The organism is Cognatundibacterium rugosum (assembly GCF_014284365.1).
GTDB classification, from domain to species: domain Bacteria; phylum Pseudomonadota; class Gammaproteobacteria; order Burkholderiales; family Burkholderiaceae_D; genus Undibacterium; species Undibacterium rugosum.
In genome coordinates, this window is record NZ_JACOGG010000005.1 from 185,933 (window position 1) to 201,998 (window position 16,066).

The following is a 16,066-nucleotide window of genomic DNA, read 5'->3' on the forward strand; positions in this document are numbered from 1 at the left end:
TTGCCAGCCATTTTCTTTTGGGTGAACTATGTTGCCGCGCGGTGCAGCATTTACAATAGCGGCAATTTAGAAAAAACAGGAATACAACATGACACAACACAGTGTGGTAGATTGCCGCAATCAGGCAGTAGGTTTGGGTGACATCGTCAAAGTCATACAACTCGACCCGGACTTCATCGCGAGCTTCCCGGAAGAGGAGCAAATCTTAATTTCTTCAATGATAGGCAATTTTTTTAAGGTCGTTGCATTGGATGAAGATGGCTATCCCTGTGTGATGCGGGAATGGCATGACGAGCGCGGCAATCTGCAATCGCATGTCATTGCGCTTGACTCAGAAGACATGGAAAAAGTCTGATCACTGCGAATACACCGCTCACGTCGATTGCAGTAGCTAGCATGGAGTACAAAACAGCTTACCCGGTCTTAACCTGCTCCCTCTCACGTCTATAACCAGGAGAACTGGCCGTTACTCAGTAAGAAATATTTGTATGTGTGCAAAGCAGGCTGACATGATTTCTCGGGCTTCACTGAATTAGCCCGATTTTCTGCGCCACCTCCTCCAACGCCATCAACATCAATTTGATCGACGTGATCTGAATCATCGGCACAGGGAATTTTGCAACGGTCTTGAATGATGAACCGAATTGCTGAGGCAAGGAGTATTCTGCTTAGGATGAAACCAATGACACTCTTCATGCACACAAACACCTATGCATTTTAGATGCGGAAATTATATTTCCATAATTGCACATCAGCTATAAAGAAACAAAGCCGTAAAAGTATGCGCCGCATTGACCGTCGCTACGCCAGCCATATCTGTCGGAATAGCACGATAGGGTGACTGCAAACAATAAAAAAGCAGACCAGGTCTGCTTTTTACTCGACAGGCGTGAGCTGTATGGCTTAGCTGATATAGCTAAACAAAGACAAAGAGGACGCCTTCACAAATGATTGTTGCGCTGCCTGCAGCACCATTTGGTTCTGACTGAATTCCGATATCGCTTTGACATAATCGATATCCTGAATCTCAGACAAAGACTGCTTATAAGATACGCTTTTGGCATCACCCTCATTATCAAGACCGTCTATTTCTTTCAGACTGCTGCCTACCTTTGCCCGCACGGTCAACACATTATTCAGTGACTTGTCGACGTTATTATTTGCCTGCGTCAAGGCTTGTGTGAGATCACTGCGCGCCGCAGATGTTGTCGTCGGCGTTTTGAGTGCATTAATTACGTCCGTCACAGTTTCAAAAATATCCTGATTACCGGGCTGAATCAGGATTTTGTCTCCTGGCGCTGGCGCCGTCGGACTATTTTGCAGTGTCAGATTGATGCCATCGAATGTCACATTCACTGGATTGGTATACGGTGTGGGTGGAACGATGGTACCACCCGTCGTTTTATCAAATACCGAAAAATTAGCGGCAGTATTGTCAAATCTGACCTCGTAATTATGCCCAGTGAGATTTGCAGCGGTTAATGGATCAACTGCAGCGGTCGCCCCGGTTTTTCCCACATTAGAAAGATTCGGCACAATATTGAATTGTGCATTCGAGGTACGGATATTTCCAAACACCTCCATACCGGGTGCACTCAAGGGTAATTGCCGTGCCGAATCTGCCTGCAAATAACGCTGTCCCTGATCTCCGGTATAACTGGCACCGGCAATGGTTTTGGTAAATGGCGCTGTGGTGGTCGAAAATCCTGAAAAAAGGTAATTTCCTGTTCCGTCAGTCGCATTCGCAGAACTGATCATCTGATCGAGATTGCTTTGCAATTGCTGTGCGACGTAGGTACGGTCAGCATCACTCAGGGTGGCATTACCGGCCTGTACGATCAATGTTTTAATACTGTGCAAATTGTCCGTCACGGTCCCTAACACGCCATCGGTCACACTGAGCAAATTTTTTGCATTCTGCCGGTTAACTGCAAACTGATCATTGATTGCATCAGCCTGAGTAATAACCAATGCCCGTGCAGAGCCGATAGGGTCATCCGCCGGGGTCAGCACTTTTCTGCCCGAGGAAATCTGCTGCTGGAGTTTATTCATATTGGTCTGTAAATCACCAATACGGCTACTGCCAGTATCATAAATGGTGTTGGTACTGATACGCATGATTACCTCTATCTACCCAGCGTCAGCAAGGCATCAAATAATTGACTGGCGATCTGCATTAACTTGCCTGCAGCCTGATAAGCCTGTTGATAACGCAATAAATTGGCTGCCTCTTCATCCAGATTGACGCCGGATTCACTTTGCTGAGCAGCCACTGCCTGCGACAGCATTTTGGTTTCAGAGGCTCTGGTGACTTGCAATTCGGCGGTCTTATTACCGACCAGACTCACGAATTGCGCATACGCACCTTGTATCGTTGTGGTATTCCCGACCAACAGATTCTTAGTCTGGATGGTGGCTAAAGCCAGCGCATTGCGATTATCACCAGTGCCATTGGTGTTCGGCGTGATGTTGAATACATCGCCATTTGCCGGGCTACCGGTCACCGTGAAACTTGCTCCGCTAAAGCTAATGGTTGAACCTGCAGTGAACGGGATATTACTGCCAGCCGGATAAGTCGTGACCGAATTGCCGTTCGTAACCGTTACATTCGCTGTCGCAGGAAATCCGCTCAAGGTGTTAGTCGCTGAATTGTATGTCAGCTTCGTCGAGGCCACCGGCGTTGCGGGTGCCAGGCTGAACTGGTCACCATTGCTGGGCGGAGCCGCACCATCTTTAATGGCAAAGCTCATTCCCGCAACGCTGATCTGCGCACCACTGGTATACGGCACGGTCGCTGGCGGCGGATAATTTGTGGTGACCCCGGCGTTGGTGACGGAAACGATTTGTCCTGCAGGAAAGCCCGTCAGGGAGCCACCTGAATAGGTCAACGTCACTGCTGGAGTCAGCGTACTGGACTTAAACGAATTATCCGTTTTCACCGGACTGATCGTCGCTGTGGCCGAGGTGGATGCGGATGCGGCAAGTGAATCAAAATTACCGGAGGAAATTTTTCCTGAGCCAGTATTGGTGGTCGGTGCAACACTACTGACCGGCGACGCCACCGCCAGCTTGTTCGGATCACTGATGGCGACCGCCAGGCTGTTTGCTGCGTTCGAGGTGGGCTTGATCAAAAATTCGTCGCCTGCTGCAGGCTGTGCGGCGGGCGGCTGCGGGAATTCCATACTGACGCCATCGACCACCACTGGCTGGGAAGTTGAATTCGTTACCTGACCATCACTGAGGCGTGTCACCTTATAAGTACCTGGTGCTGTAATCTGCAGACGATAATCGCTGGTACTCAGAGCTGACGCATCGACAATCTTCGAGGTTACCAGCGCTGAGGTGGTGTTGCCCGCGCCGGGTGTATTGACCGGTTGCGCGATATTGAAAAAATTTCCGCCCATTTGACCATTCAAATCCTGGCCTAAGGCATGTTGTTGATTGAACGCAGACGCAATGCTGACCGCTACCCGACCAATCGCGCTTTGCGCCGGATCCAAGGTATTGGCACGAAAATCAAACAAGCCGCCCAATTTACCACCAGGCAAGCCGTTTTCAGGAATTTGAGTCACATTTCCGTTCGAAGTATAAGCAACCTCTGAACGATTTGGGTCGGTCGCAGAAACACTGACCTGCAATTGATTCACTGTACCGCCGAGTACAATAGGCTGACCATTGCCAATAAACACATTGTATTTATTATCTTGCGGGATCACCGTCACCTTGGTCAGCTTGGATAATTCGGTAACCAGCAAATCACGCTGATCCAGCAAATCGTTCGGCGGCGAACCGGTAGAGCTTTGCGATTTTGCTATCGTTTCATTTAAGGCTGCCAATTGCGTGGAGTAGGCATTGATAGAACTGACAGCTCCGGCAATTTCACCATTGACGTCCGTGCGGATCTGATCCATCCGCCCTTGCAGGCTGGTGAAACGATTGGCCAGTGCCTGACCATTTGAAATCACTGCCTGACGCGCAGCAGCGCCAGCTGTGCCATTTGGACTGCTCGATAAGTTTTGTACCGACTTGAAGAAATCCTGTAAGGCTGGCGTTACACCCGCAGTTGGGTCAGCAACCAGATTATTAATCTGCTGGATCTGACCGGCGTACGCGCTCACCTGGTTCAGCGAGGTCTGCGAAGAATTGACCTGTTGCCCGATAAACTGATTGTATTGACGCTGGATCTGGCTGATCGTCACACCCTGCCCGACAAAAGAGCCGCCCAAATTCTGTGGCGCATTGGCTGATTGCACCAATACCTGACGGCTGTACCCTGGAGTTGATGAGTTGGCAATATTATGGCCGGTGGTGGTAATCCCCATCTGGGCTGCTGCCAGAGCACTTTGCCCTATGTTCAGAACGTTCGTTCCCATAATTCAACCTATTGAGTTGTGCCACGCCTTTACACGTCATCACCCTTGTTTTCGGAGAATTTCTGAAAAACTTTAATGAGGGAAATATATATGACATCAGCGCCTGATGATAGCCTGCGCCTTATTCGTGCCAGCCAGTCTACACCTCAGTCCCCTGTAAAGGCGATATTGCGAAAAATGTATTGTTATTCAAATCCTGAGTTAACAACTCACACGGACAGATTTTGTTTAATGATACGGGTCAGTTTATTCGCATAGTTAGGGTCTGTTGCGTACCCGGCTTTTTGCAAACCTTGTGCAAAAGCGCTTGCATCTTTGGCATTAGCAATCACGTTTTCATAGCGCGGATTTTGCGTCAGCAACTTGGCGTAATCCTTAAACGCATCGGCGTAACTGTCATAGGCTTTAAATTTCTCGACCCGGCGCTGCGCCACACCGTTGATATATTCAGTCGTCACGGCATCAACAGTTTTACCCTTCCAGCTATTGTTGGCCTTGACGCCAAAGATATTGTGAGACGTACTGCCATCGACGGTCTTGATTTCACGCTTACCCCAACCACTTTCCAGGGCGGCCTGGCCTAGCATGAACTTAGCGGGAATGCCGGTAGCTTTACTGGCTTCTTCTGCATGTGCAGTCAGTTTTTCCTGAAATTCACGTACATGGGCAGGCCCGGAGAAACCACTTTTCACATCAGGAACCGGTTGTTGTTCAAATTTCAGATTATCCAGATAACGATTGATGCCCTGAGAAGCGAATGCCTGTGGCGCACTGGCGTTTTCCGGTTGTATCGCCTGCGCTACTGCGTTATTGGTGAGCTGCCTGACTAAAGCGTCCGCCAAGCCTATTCCCTTATTCGCCATCGACTGCGACAACTGCTGGTCCAGCATAGAAGTATAAGTACGCGTCTGTTCACTATCAAACGGACCGTCCTGCCCGCCTGCCTGGCGCATAGACTTGAGCATCATGTTCATGAACAAGGCCTCAAACTGCTTGGCAGCTGCCTTCACCGACTCGGGTGAATTATCTTTTGCCGATTGCTTCAGGCTATCCAGGCTACGGGTATCAAATGCCAGCCGGTTTTCGGGAATTTCAGCACGTCCTAACATGGCGGATCCTTAAATTATTTCCAGTTCAGCACGCAAAGCGCCTGAAGCCTTCATCGCCTGTAATATCGCCAGCAAATCCTGAGGCGTAGCGCCTATAGAATTAAGTGCTTTGACGACATCGGTCAAGGAAGCACCTGCTTTCAACATCATCAGTTGACCGGCATCTTTAGTGATGCTGATATTGGAATTCCCAGTCGCCACCGTTTGCCCACCCGCCAAGGTATTCGGCTGACTGACGGCATTCTCTGTATTGACCACCACCGACAAATTGCCGTGCGCAACCGCACAGGTTTCGAGACTGACCGCCTGATTCATGACGATAGAACCGGTACGGGCATTGAGTATCACTTTCGCCACCATCGCTGCGGGCGTCACATCCAGACTCTCGAGCTTACCCAAGAATGCGACCCGCTGATCAGGGTTGGCGGGCGCCTTTACCTGTATCACCCTGCCATCCAGCGCTGCAGCGGTATCATTTCCAAACCGGCGGTTGATCGCGTCCACCACCCGGCTGGCTGTCGAAAAATCCGAATTATTTAACTCCAGCTGCACCGTATTACCGTTCGCGACCGGACTAGGTACAGCGCGTTCCACGGTAGCACCACCAGAGATACGGCCCACGCTCAAATGATTCACCTGAGCCTTACTGCCATTGGCCGATGCACCGACCCCACCAACCAGCACATTCCCTTGTGCCATCGCATAAATCTGACCATCAGCACCTTTGAGTGGCGTCATCAGCAAGGTACCGCCACGCAGGCTTTTAGCATTTCCCATCGACGACACCGTGATATCCAACGCCTGCCCTGGTTGTGCAAAGGGCGGCAAACTGGTGGTCACCATTACCGCTGCGACGTTTTTTAGCTGCAGCGTCGAGCCTACCGGCAAGGCCACCCCCATTTGCTGCAACATACTGACGATACTCTGCACGGTAAATGGCGTCTGCGTCGTCTGATCACCACTGCCATCCAGACCGACAACAATCCCATAGCCCAGCAATTGATTCTGACGCACGCCCTGGATACCAGCCAGATCCTTAATGCGCTCTGCTTGCGCAGGCGCCGATATCAGCGCACTCAGCGAGAACAGTAATGCAGCGCACAGCCCAGAAGGAAGTGCGCCAACGAGAAAGGAGAATCCGGTTTTCATAGCTAACTTTCAATTCCCTTACATAGGGAGGAAACTCAGGAACAGACGACCCAGCATGGAATTCATTTCGGTCGCATCAATGCGGGTATTCGAACGGTATTCAAAGCGTGCATCCGCGACCTGAGTCGATGCCACCACATTGCCCGCCGCGATGGTCGTAGGATTCACAACACCGGAAAAACGTACAAATTCCGCGCCTTTATCAAAGGCCAGCTGCTTCTCGCCACTCACCAGTAAATTCCCGTTAGGCAGCACGTCGATCACCGTCACTGCTATCGTGCCAGTAAAACTGTTGCTGGCAGTTTCCGCACCTTTTTCATCGAACTTGGAGCTGCCATTCGTATTGACAGAACCACGGCTGGTCGTCGCTGCGTTCAAACCAAACAGGTTAGGCGTGGCGAGTGCGAGGCTGGAAGATTTGCTGTTGGAATTTGCACTTGCTTTGGCAGCAGACGTTTTTTCTGCAATGGTGATAGTGAGCGTATCACCCACCATTCTGGCTCTTGCATCTTCATACAAAGGCCGGTAGCTGGCGCTCTGAAAAATGGCACCATTCGCTTCGCGTAAAGGCTTAGCGGATTGTGACGGCAAGCTCATAGGCTGATGCACGATAGGCGCGGGCGCACCAGCGCAAGCCGACAATAAGACGACACTCAACAGATAAGCCGGTTTAGCGAATTTCATGATCCAGTCCTCAATCTCTTATCTACGCTTACAACTGCGACAGTTTTTGCAACATCTGATCCGATGTCGTGATGGCTTTACTATTGATCTCGTAAGCGCGTTGGGTCTGTATCATGTTCACCAGTTCTTCGGCGACATTCACGTTGGAGGTTTCTACGAAATTCTGCAATAACAAGCCCGCACCATTGGTGCCAGGTGCATTCGTACCAGGATTGCCGGAGGCGGCTGTTTCCACATACAGATTTTCACCCAGGGCCTGCAAGCCAGTCGGATTGATGAATGTCGCAAGTTGAATGGAACCAACCTGAACTGGAGCCGCCGCGCCGGGCTGGGTGACTGATACCGTGCCGTCACGCGCGACGGTAATCGACTGTGCATTGGCTGGTATCGTAATCGCAGGCTGAATCACAAACCCACTGGAAGTGACCAACTGGCCTTGATTATCCATTTGAAACGAACCATCACGCGTGTAGGCAGTGGTTCCATCTGGCAGTAATACCTGAAAGAAGCCCTGCCCCTGTATCGCCAGATCCTTGCTATTGCCCGTTTGCTGCAGATTGCCCTGAGTAAAGATTTTCTCAGTTGCGACCGGACGTACACCGGTTCCGAGCTGCAAGCCGGAAGGCAATTGCGTTTGCTGCGAACTTTGTGCGCCGGGCTGACGTATGGTTTGATACAGCAAATCTTCAAACACGGCGCGTGAACGTTTAAAACCAGTCGTACTGACGTTCGCCAGATTATTGGTAATCACATCCATCTGGGTCTGCTGCGAATCCAGACCGGTTTTCGCAATCCATAAAGACCGTATCATACATTTCTCCTGCGCACCGTTACGGCACAATTAAGCTGGCAAATTTTGAGACTATTGTGCACCTGTAGACATCAACTCAAACTGAGGAGCTGACTGGCTTTTGTCTCGTTATTCTCCGCATTCTGCAAAAGCTTCATCTGCATTTCGAACTGCCGCGCCAGATTAATCATGGTAACCATCGACTCCACCACATTGACATTGCTGTTTTCCAGCATGCCACCAGCGACACCGACGGCCGGATCTGCATCCGGCACTGCGCCATCTTTGGTGCGAAATAAACCATCATCAGCGCGTACCAGATTGTCTTCCGGCGGATTGACCAATTTCAGCCGCCCCACAACCTGCACCGCGTTCGGACGATTCCCATTTGGCACGGTAGATACCGTGCCATCCTTAGCAATCGCAATCGAAACATCCGGCGGTATGGTGATAGGGCCGCCGTCACCCAGGACATTCTGTCCATTCTGCGTTTGCAATACACCATTTTCACTGAGCTTCAGACTACCGGCGCGGGTATATGCCTCTGTACCGTCGGGGCGCTCGACCACCAGCCACCCCTTGCCCTGCACTGCAACATCAAGCTCGCGTCCGGTCATTTGCATCGATCCGGTACTAAAGTCAGCACCAACGGTGGAATCTACAACAAAGGCACGGGTAGGTATTTCTGCATTCTGTACCGGCACCGCACGGAAAGAATCAAGCTGCGCCCGAAAGCCGTTGGTGGTTGCGTTCGCCAGATTATGCGAATTGGTCGCCTGCTGTTCGAGAACGTGTTTGGCTCCCGTCATCGCGGTATAGACTAAGCGATCCATGGTCTGCTCCTGTTCATACTGGTCGAACGCATATCTTCATCCCCTATTCATTAACGGAGATTAACGATAGTCTGCATCACCTGATCCTGCGTCTTAATCGTTTGTGCATTGGCCTGATACACACGTTGCGCAGTAATCATATTGACCAGCTCACCGGTCAGATCGGTATTCGAATCTTCGGTTGCTGATGCAGTCAGCGCCCCCAGATTTCCCGAGTTAGGAGGACCAACCAAAGGCTGGCCGGAAGCGGCAGTTTCTGCCCATTGGTTATCACCCAAGGATTGCAGGCCATTCGAATTTGTAAAACTTCCTAAGACCACCTGCCCGAGTACCTTAGTCTGACCGTTGGTATAGCTACCTACGATGGTACCGTCTTTAGATGTATTGAATTTAGACAGTTTGCCCGAAGTAAATCCATCCTGCTTCATGCTGCTCACGCTGAAGTCAGAACCAAACTGCGTGGAATTCGTGTAATCAAAACGAATATCTGCAGTGGTGTTAATCGGCGTTACAGCACCCGACGCAACCGGCACTTTGAAATGCAGCGCACGCGGATCAGTCGGCGCATATGCAGGATTAGCCCCGATCAATTTACCCAGATTATCGAAAGCGAGCTTACCTATCGGTGACGCAGGGCTGGCGGCTGGCGTCAGTGCACCCGTTGCATCAAAACGATTTCCATCAACCGTAGAGAACACATTCCACTCTATCGAACCCGCGACCGCTGGTGGCGTCGTGACAGGATCGATACGCACATAATAGGTTTGTACTACGTGCGAATTCCCCAAACTGTCGAATACCGTGACTGAGGTGGATTTATTATACGAAGTCGGATCAGTCGGTGAAAAAGCAATCGGCGTAATCACTGGCGGAATGGTGACAGGCTTTTGCGTACCTGGCACGTATTCACGCGAATCCAGATTCATCACACCACTGATTTTGGACGTCTGGGCGGGTGCGATATCCGCGGTATTGATATTGATCGGTGCAGCAGATCCCGTCGACAATACGCCATTGGAGTCGGCGATATAACCCGTGAGATGCGCGCCTTGTGCATTCACGATATCGCCATTTTTATCAAGTTGAAACTGGCCGTTACGGGTATAAGAAATGGCACCGTTCGTACTGAGACGGAAGAAGCCATTACCGTTAATCGCGATATCCAGCGGATTATTGGTAGAACTGATATTACCCTGTGTGAATTGCTGAGCAATGTTCGACACTTTGACACCAATCCCCACCGCATTGGCGGAGGCACCACTCAACGAGTTCGCATAGACATCAGCAAACTGCACCTGTGCCTGCTTAAACCCGACTGTATTGGCATTGGAAATATTATTACCGATGACATCCAGGGACTTGGATGCCGCATTCAAACCACTTAAGCCTTGCTGAAAACCCATGATATCTCTCCTTAATTTAGCCTTGACCTGGACTATCCAGTGGACTTAATAAATCTGCCTTACATCATTCATGCCAACCTGACCGACGCCGGAAACAGTCAGTTTGACGCCTTGTGTTCCTGCTGTAACACTATTGACCACACCAAAACACAAAGCCGTCACATCCAGCTTTTTACTACCTGCGCTGGCCGCCACTTCATACTGATAACTCCCATTAGGCAGCGTGGTTCCTGCATCATTCTTACCATCCCAGGTCATATTATTTAAACCGGCTGGCAAGGCACCCAATGCAATCGTACGCACCACCGCACCAGTCTGGTCTTTAATCACCAGACTGGCTTTGTCTGCGGCCTGTGGCAAGTCCAGTGCATATACAGATTTACCATCCTGCAATGCGATATTGCTACCCGGCGTAATCACACCATGACCTATCATATTGGCGGCCTGCAGGCTCTGGCTGGCCACGTAATTGGAATTCATGGTCACCATCGACGCATTCAGTTTTTCTATACCAGTCACCGTGGATAACTGTGCCATCTGACTGGTCACCTGCGCGTTATCCATAGGATTCAACGGGTTTTGATTTTTCATCTGCGTGACCAGCAGCGTCATAAAGCGATCCTGCGCATCCTGGGTAGAGTTTTTTGTTTTACCGTTAGCACCATTCATCGCTGTCAGCAATGCCGGGTCAACTGTATTCGCGGTGTCTATCGTTGCCATGTCTGTTTACTCCCTGTCTTACTGACCCAAGGTCAAAGTTTTTAACAGCATCGTCTTTGCTGCATTCATTGTTTCCACATTCGTCTGATAGGATCTGGACGCGGAAATCATGTTCACCATTTCCTCGACAACATTCACGTTCGGCATGGCGACATAGCCTTTTTCATCTGCCATCGGATGCTTAGGGTCGTAATGCAGCTTAGGAGCCGTCGCATCCTCGACCACCTCTTTGACACGCACTGCCGTTGCCGGCGTCCCTTCCACCGGAACAGCGCTGAACACTACCTGCTTGGCCTTATACGGCTGACCATTGGAGCTGGTGACACTGTCGGCATTTGCAAGGTTGCTCGACACCACATTCAGCCGTTGTGACTGCGCACTCATGGCAGATCCAGCCACATTAAATACATTAAATAGCGACATGATTATTGCCCCTGTATGGCCGCAAGCATATTGCGGATCTGCATATTGATCATGGTGATACTGGCTTCGTAGCGCACCGCGTTATCGGTAAACGCATTGCGCTCCGCGTCCATATCCACGGTATTTCCGTCGATATTGCCCTGCCCGTTACCGCGATAGAGCGTAGGCGCTTCACCCAGACTATTTTTCAAACCTAAGTGACGCGCATCAGTGCGCTCTACGACGGGCGCAGCCTGATTCGAATTCAGGTGCAAGGTATTCGTGAGCGTCGTCGCGAAGTCGATATCTTTTGCCTTGTAATTAGGCGTATCCGCATTCGCGATATTCGAGGCCAGCAATTGCTGGCGCTGACCGCGCAAGGAAAGCGCTGTTTCATGGAAGCGCATGAATTCATCTAACTTATTCACCACCGGATCCTCCTTTGACAGCGCATGGACGCTACGAATGACGGTTTCTGATATTTCCCATCATAGAGCGCGCAGCACAAGTCCAATCCCCAAAGTAAAAGGGGGAAAACCCGCTTATTCATCAATTCGGAAATCCTGACCCGTCCTACAATGCGTATTACACCAACCCACAACCAAGATCATGGATACGCTTTTTTTACGTCCCGTCCTGTTAGCAATCAGTTGCAGCGCATTAGTTAGCCTGCCAGCTGATGCTCAGGTGCAGGCACAGGGAACAGAAGCATCTCCCAATCAAAGCCACACTCAGCTCAAAAAAGTCGCCGCCGATTTTTTACAGCAAATGGCCAGCAACCAGCCGGGTGAGGTCAAAATCAGCGTCAATGAAGTGGATAGCCGCCTGAACCTGGCAGCCTGTCAGGATATGACGGCGTTCCTGCCACCAGGTAGCAAACCTTGGGGAAAACTCTCGGTCGGCGTGCGCTGTAACACACCAAAAACCTGGCAAATTTATCTGCAAGCCCAGGTTCAGGTCACCAGTGACTACTATGTTGCGGCCAAAGCTTTGCAAAATGGACAAGTACTCAACCTCGATGACTTAAGTAAAGTCAGAGGAGAGGTTTCATCACTGCCAGCCGGAATTATCATGTCACCTGAGCAAGCCATCGGGAAATCGCTGAGTATGTCACTGGCATCCGGCAGCCTGTTGCGGATGGATATATTGAAAAGTCCGGTTGTGGTACAACAAGGCCAGACCGTACGTATCGTGAGTCAGGGCCCGGGTTTTCAGGTTGCGACAGAGGGTCAGTCGCTAAGCAATTCAGCCGACGGACAAACGGCGAAAGCAAGAACAAATTCAGGACAAACCGTAAGTGGCATCGCCAGAGCAGGCGGAATCATTGAAGTTAACTACTAATTTTATATTTTTGATAGATTTTTATATTTTTTGTAAATTTACTCTCCAGAATTAAAGTTTAAAAAGAGACAGCCGATAACCGGATTGTAGAAGTAGATAAGTCCGACTATCGAGGGTATCGCTGTGAAAATTAATGACACACTAAATAAAACTGCCGGGCTCCCAGTGAGTCCGCAGCAGGCACGAACAGACAGAGCGCCGGATAAAGCAGTCAACAATACGCCGTCGCCTTCGATTAACGTGCAGATCTCTTCGCTCTCGACACAATTGCAAGCCATGCAGGGTACGCAAGCGAGCAATGCAGTGTTTGAAGCGAAGAAAGTCGAAGAAATTAAATTAGCCATTTCTGAGGGACGCTTCCAGGTCAACTCAGAAAAAGTGGCTGATGGACTTTTGGAGACGGTTAAGGATCTGCTTAACTCCAGAAAACGATAGACATGAGTACGACAAGCGCAACAGACTCCACCATCCTGCAATGCGTCAAAGATGAAACCCTCGCCATGACGGCGTTGGCGACATTGCTGAAATCTGAACAGGACGCGCTTGTCGACGACGATTTGCATATATTGAACGAAGTTGTCGCCAGCAAAAGTGAATTAGTCCGTAAAATCAATGAGCTGGAGCGCATACGCTTAAACTGCCTCAGTAATGCGGGCTACCAGCAAACGCTGGACGGCATGGATCAGCACCTGAATACAAGCTCAGATGAAGCGCGCCTCGCATGGCAGGAATTGCTGAGCATATCTGAAAAAGCCAAAGAATGTAATCACACCAATGGCTTACTCATCAGCAGAAAATTATCGCAAAATCAGGCGGCGCTGGGCGTGTTCCAGCAAGGAAGCGCAACTGCTGCTTTGTATGGCCCGAATGGACAATCCAGCATACAAGCCATGCCAGTCAAAGGCGTGATCGTACGCTGATAGCTCTCATCCGACTTAGCTAAACGAGTCAAACAAATAAAAAAGCACGCCAAGCGTGCTTTTTTCATGCTCTGCTATGGCTCATGCTCTGCTATGACCGTCAGCATATAGGGCAGTATCAGGGCAGCGGTACCTCAATCACAGGCTCAGGCAATACTGACAAGACAGTGACGGTCACGCGACGGTTACGCGCCCTGCCCTCCGGTGTATCGTTCAGATCGACCGGCAATTTAGCGCCCTGCCCGACTGCAGTGACGCGCAACTCGTCAACCCCATTCTCTGTGAGCAAACGTGCCACGGTACTGGCGCGTACCGCTGACAATTCCCAGTTGGATGGAAATACAGGATTGCGGATAGGCAGATTATCGGTGTGGCCTTCGACTTGTATTGCGTGATTATCCAGTTTAAGCACCGATGCAATTGCGATCAGGGCCTGTATCGAATCGGTATTCAGCTTTGCTTCGCCCGGAGGGAATAACAAGCTCGCATTGATTTCTATGGTAACGCCGCGACTGGTCTGTGACACCTTGACCTTCCCCTCGCGCACCAGCGGTTCCAGCACGGCCATAATGTCGGTTGCAACACCGGTCATTTTTTCCCGCTCTTTACGCAGTGCTTCATGCGAACGGTTTTTTGTCACCGGCAACGCATCGAGCTTCACCACCGGCGGCACTACCACCGGCTGTACCGCATTATTATTGGAGGAACTACTAAATGCACCGGTCAGCGAGTTAGACAGCACACGATACTTGCCTTCATTGACCGAGGAGATCGCATACATCACCACAAAAAAAGCAAACAGCAAGGTAATGAAGTCAGCATACGACACCAGCCAACGTTCATGATTTTCCGGTTCTTCCTGATATCGTCTACGTGCCATGATGGGACATCATCAATGATTAGCAACCCGCTCTTCGATCACGCGCGGGCTGTCGCCGGTTGCGATGCTGAAGAAGATATCGGCCAGCATTTCACGTCGTGTGACTTCACGCGCAATAATCTCTTTTAATTTATGTCCGACCGGCAGGAAAAACAGATTGGCCAGTCCAACACCATAAATCGTTGCCACAAAAGCGACCGCAATACCGCCGCCCAGCCGCGCCGGATCGGACAGGTTTTCCATCACATGGATCAGACCCAGCACCGCGCCCAGGATACCGATAGTCGGAGAATAGCCACCGGCAGAATCCCAGATGCGTGCTGCCTGGCGCTGCTCCATCTCATAAAGGGAAATATCGACATCCAGAATTTCTTTCAGGCGCACCGGATCGACGCCATCGATCACCAGACGCAAGCCCTTATTGATAAAAGCATCGCCTGAATTACTCATATAACGCTCCAGGCTCAGAAAGCCTTCACGGCGTGCGATCAGGCTCCAGTTCAACGCATCCTGAATATTTTTACGGCTAGTATCCGGTGGTTCACTGATGACCCAGCGCAGCATGCGCAAACCACGCCGGAAAGTCGTCATCCGGCTTTGCAGCAGCACTGCACCCAGGGTACCGATAAAGACTATGACAAAGGCGGACGGCTGCAGCAGCGAAGATAGCTTACCGCCCTCCATCAGCTGGCCAGCGCCTATCCCCACCATCACCAGGATAATTCCCGCTACGCTAGCCCAGTCCACGCCTTCTCCCTCAGATACGCACGCAAACGTGCAACTGCCTGACTATGTAATTGCGAGACACGGGATTCTGATACCCCCATGACCGCACCAATTTCTTTCAGATTCAGTTCTTGCTCATAGTACAAACCCATGAGCAGTTTTTCACGCTCGGGTAAGCTATCAATCGCACCGATCACCGCATCGCGGAAGTCATCATTGAGCAAGTCCTGCAAAGGATCGCCCGAACTGTCTGAGCAATAATGATCCAGGAAGTGTTCCTTGGTTTCAGCATCGTGAAAATCTTCGTAATACACCAATTGGTGACCACCACTGTCACCCAGAATATCCTGATATTCAGACAGACTAAGTTTGAGCGATTTGGCGACTTCGGTTTCGGTCGGCGGCCGACCCAGCTTTTGCTGCAGCAAGCTCATGGCGCTTTCAATTTTGCGCATATTCTGACGCACGCCACGCGGCAGCCAGTCGGTATTGCGCAATTCATCCAGCATGGCACCACGTATGCGCTGCACGGCATAGGTTTCGAATTGGGCGCCATGGGTATCTTCGTAGCGGTTGACCGCATCCAGCAAGCCTATCATGCCTGCCTGCACCAGATCATCTACTTCCACACTGGGCGGCAGACGTGCCTTTAACTGGTAAGCGAGTCGCTTGACCAGAGGCACGTGCTCCTTGAGCAGATAGCTTTTGTCTGATTTTCCGCTAGCGGTGTACATAG

Annotated in this window: 18 protein-coding genes; 4 read left to right on the forward strand and 14 right to left on the reverse strand. The window is 50.6% G+C overall.

Annotation, left to right across the window (positions count from 1 at the left end):
- The first annotated feature begins 88 nt into the window (after window positions 1-88).
- On the forward strand, window positions 89-355 hold the full coding sequence (locus tag H8K47_RS06635; RefSeq protein WP_186880622.1) for a hypothetical protein: 267 nt from the start codon (window positions 89-91) through the stop codon (window positions 353-355).
- A 548-nt stretch (window positions 356-903) separates the two neighbouring features.
- On the opposite strand, the gene flgL is transcribed toward H8K47_RS06635, so the two are convergent.
- From flgL to flgB, 11 genes are all read right to left on the reverse strand, one after another.
- Entirely contained in the window at window positions 904-2,118 is a 1,215-nt protein-coding gene (gene flgL / locus H8K47_RS06640; protein ID WP_186880623.1) for a flagellar hook-associated protein FlgL, read from the reverse strand.
- Between the two features lie 8 nt (window positions 2,119-2,126).
- Window positions 2,127-4,373 carry a flagellar hook-associated protein FlgK gene (gene flgK, locus H8K47_RS06645; protein WP_186880624.1) on the reverse strand — a complete coding sequence of 749 codons (2,247 nt, stop codon included), beginning with the start codon at window positions 4,371-4,373 and terminating at the stop codon, window positions 2,127-2,129.
- Window positions 4,374-4,582: 209 nt separating this feature from the next.
- The gene (gene flgJ, locus H8K47_RS06650; RefSeq protein ID WP_186880625.1) at window positions 4,583-5,482 is read right to left on the reverse strand and encodes a flagellar assembly peptidoglycan hydrolase FlgJ; all 900 of its coding nucleotides are present in this window, start codon (window positions 5,480-5,482) and stop codon (window positions 4,583-4,585) included.
- Between the two features lie 9 nt (window positions 5,483-5,491).
- On the reverse strand, window positions 5,492-6,631 hold the full coding sequence (locus H8K47_RS06655) for a flagellar basal body P-ring protein FlgI (RefSeq protein WP_186880626.1): 1,140 nt from the start codon (window positions 6,629-6,631) through the stop codon (window positions 5,492-5,494).
- Window positions 6,632-6,649: 18 nt separating this feature from the next.
- Window positions 6,650-7,315 (reverse strand): flagellar basal body L-ring protein FlgH, encoded by a 666-nt coding sequence (locus H8K47_RS06660; RefSeq protein WP_186880627.1) that lies wholly within the window; start codon window positions 7,313-7,315, stop codon window positions 6,650-6,652.
- Between the two features lie 28 nt (window positions 7,316-7,343).
- Window positions 7,344-8,126, reverse strand: a complete 783-nt coding sequence (flgG, locus tag H8K47_RS06665) for a flagellar basal-body rod protein FlgG (protein ID WP_186880628.1) — start codon at window positions 8,124-8,126, stop codon at window positions 7,344-7,346.
- A 71-nt stretch (window positions 8,127-8,197) separates the two neighbouring features.
- Window positions 8,198-8,938 (reverse strand): flagellar basal-body rod protein FlgF, encoded by a 741-nt coding sequence (gene flgF, locus H8K47_RS06670; RefSeq protein ID WP_186880629.1) that lies wholly within the window; start codon window positions 8,936-8,938, stop codon window positions 8,198-8,200.
- A 50-nt stretch (window positions 8,939-8,988) separates the two neighbouring features.
- On the reverse strand, window positions 8,989-10,341 hold the full coding sequence (gene flgE / locus H8K47_RS06675; RefSeq protein ID WP_186880630.1) for a flagellar hook protein FlgE: 1,353 nt from the start codon (window positions 10,339-10,341) through the stop codon (window positions 8,989-8,991).
- A gap of 45 nt (window positions 10,342-10,386) precedes the next feature.
- Window positions 10,387-11,061, reverse strand: coding sequence for a flagellar hook assembly protein FlgD (locus tag H8K47_RS06680; RefSeq protein ID WP_186880631.1), 675 nt, complete (start codon window positions 11,059-11,061; stop codon window positions 10,387-10,389).
- 18 nt (window positions 11,062-11,079) lie between these two features.
- Window positions 11,080-11,484 carry a flagellar basal body rod protein FlgC gene (flgC, locus tag H8K47_RS06685; protein WP_162021058.1) on the reverse strand — a complete coding sequence of 135 codons (405 nt, stop codon included), beginning with the start codon at window positions 11,482-11,484 and terminating at the stop codon, window positions 11,080-11,082.
- A 2-nt stretch (window positions 11,485-11,486) separates the two neighbouring features.
- Window positions 11,487-11,894, reverse strand: a complete 408-nt coding sequence (gene flgB, locus H8K47_RS06690; RefSeq protein ID WP_186880632.1) for a flagellar basal body rod protein FlgB — start codon at window positions 11,892-11,894, stop codon at window positions 11,487-11,489.
- 178 nt (window positions 11,895-12,072) lie between these two features.
- Here flgB and flgA point away from each other — a divergent pair, with 178 nt between their 5' ends.
- The 3 genes from flgA to H8K47_RS06705 all read left to right on the forward strand — a co-directional run bounded on the left by flgA (window position 12,073) and on the right by H8K47_RS06705 (window position 13,724).
- Complete coding sequence (gene flgA / locus H8K47_RS06695; RefSeq protein WP_186880633.1) at window positions 12,073-12,804, forward strand: flagellar basal body P-ring formation chaperone FlgA; 732 nt, start codon at window positions 12,073-12,075, stop codon at window positions 12,802-12,804.
- Window positions 12,805-12,927: 123 nt separating this feature from the next.
- A complete protein-coding gene (gene flgM, locus H8K47_RS06700) occupies window positions 12,928-13,239 on the forward strand; it encodes a flagellar biosynthesis anti-sigma factor FlgM (protein ID WP_162021061.1) in 312 nt (103 codons plus the stop codon).
- 2 nt (window positions 13,240-13,241) lie between these two features.
- On the forward strand, window positions 13,242-13,724 hold the full coding sequence (locus H8K47_RS06705) for a flagella synthesis protein FlgN (protein WP_186880634.1): 483 nt from the start codon (window positions 13,242-13,244) through the stop codon (window positions 13,722-13,724).
- A 118-nt stretch (window positions 13,725-13,842) separates the two neighbouring features.
- On the opposite strand, the gene motD is transcribed toward H8K47_RS06705, so the two are convergent.
- From motD to H8K47_RS06720, 3 genes are read right to left on the reverse strand one after another with little or no spacing between them, the layout of a single operon-like run.
- On the reverse strand, window positions 13,843-14,604 hold the full coding sequence (gene motD, locus H8K47_RS06710) for a flagellar motor protein MotD (protein WP_186880635.1): 762 nt from the start codon (window positions 14,602-14,604) through the stop codon (window positions 13,843-13,845).
- A 12-nt stretch (window positions 14,605-14,616) separates the two neighbouring features.
- The gene (locus tag H8K47_RS06715; protein WP_186880636.1) at window positions 14,617-15,351 is read right to left on the reverse strand and encodes a flagellar motor protein; all 735 of its coding nucleotides are present in this window, start codon (window positions 15,349-15,351) and stop codon (window positions 14,617-14,619) included.
- On the reverse strand, window positions 15,333-16,064 hold the full coding sequence (locus H8K47_RS06720) for an RNA polymerase sigma factor FliA (RefSeq protein WP_186880637.1): 732 nt from the start codon (window positions 16,062-16,064) through the stop codon (window positions 15,333-15,335). Before H8K47_RS06720 ends, H8K47_RS06715 begins: the two co-directional genes overlap by 19 nt.
- Between the last annotated feature and the right edge of the window lie 2 nt (window positions 16,065-16,066).

Excerpts from the sequence above, each read along its gene's own strand:
- H8K47_RS06705 (WP_186880634.1), top strand. The coding sequence starts at position 13,242 with ATGAGTACGACAAGCGCAACAGACTCCACCATCCTGCAATGCGTCAAA.
- flgK (WP_186880624.1), bottom strand. The coding sequence starts at position 4,373 with ATGGGAACGAACGTTCTGAACATAGGGCAAAGTGCTCTGGCAGCAGCC.
- H8K47_RS06655 (WP_186880626.1), bottom strand. The coding sequence starts at position 6,631 with ATGAAAACCGGATTCTCCTTTCTCGTTGGCGCACTTCCTTCTGGGCTG.
- flgL (WP_186880623.1), bottom strand. The coding sequence starts at position 2,118 with ATGCGTATCAGTACCAACACCATTTATGATACTGGCAGTAGCCGTATT.
- flgC (WP_162021058.1), bottom strand. The coding sequence starts at position 11,484 with ATGTCGCTATTTAATGTATTTAATGTGGCTGGATCTGCCATGAGTGCG.
- flgG (WP_186880628.1), bottom strand. The coding sequence starts at position 8,126 with ATGATACGGTCTTTATGGATTGCGAAAACCGGTCTGGATTCGCAGCAG.
- flgJ (WP_186880625.1), bottom strand. The coding sequence starts at position 5,482 with ATGTTAGGACGTGCTGAAATTCCCGAAAACCGGCTGGCATTTGATACC.
- motD (WP_186880635.1), bottom strand. The coding sequence starts at position 14,604 with ATGGCACGTAGACGATATCAGGAAGAACCGGAAAATCATGAACGTTGG.
- H8K47_RS06635 (WP_186880622.1), top strand. The coding sequence starts at position 89 with ATGACACAACACAGTGTGGTAGATTGCCGCAATCAGGCAGTAGGTTTG.
- H8K47_RS06720 (WP_186880637.1), bottom strand. The coding sequence starts at position 16,064 with ATGTACACCGCTAGCGGAAAATCAGACAAAAGCTATCTGCTCAAGGAG.
- flgE (WP_186880630.1), bottom strand. The coding sequence starts at position 10,341 with ATGGGTTTTCAGCAAGGCTTAAGTGGTTTGAATGCGGCATCCAAGTCC.
- H8K47_RS06680 (WP_186880631.1), bottom strand. The coding sequence starts at position 11,061 with ATGGCAACGATAGACACCGCGAATACAGTTGACCCGGCATTGCTGACA.
- flgF (WP_186880629.1), bottom strand. The coding sequence starts at position 8,938 with ATGGATCGCTTAGTCTATACCGCGATGACGGGAGCCAAACACGTTCTC.
- flgA (WP_186880633.1), top strand. The coding sequence starts at position 12,073 with ATGGATACGCTTTTTTTACGTCCCGTCCTGTTAGCAATCAGTTGCAGC.
- H8K47_RS06660 (WP_186880627.1), bottom strand. The coding sequence starts at position 7,315 with ATGAAATTCGCTAAACCGGCTTATCTGTTGAGTGTCGTCTTATTGTCG.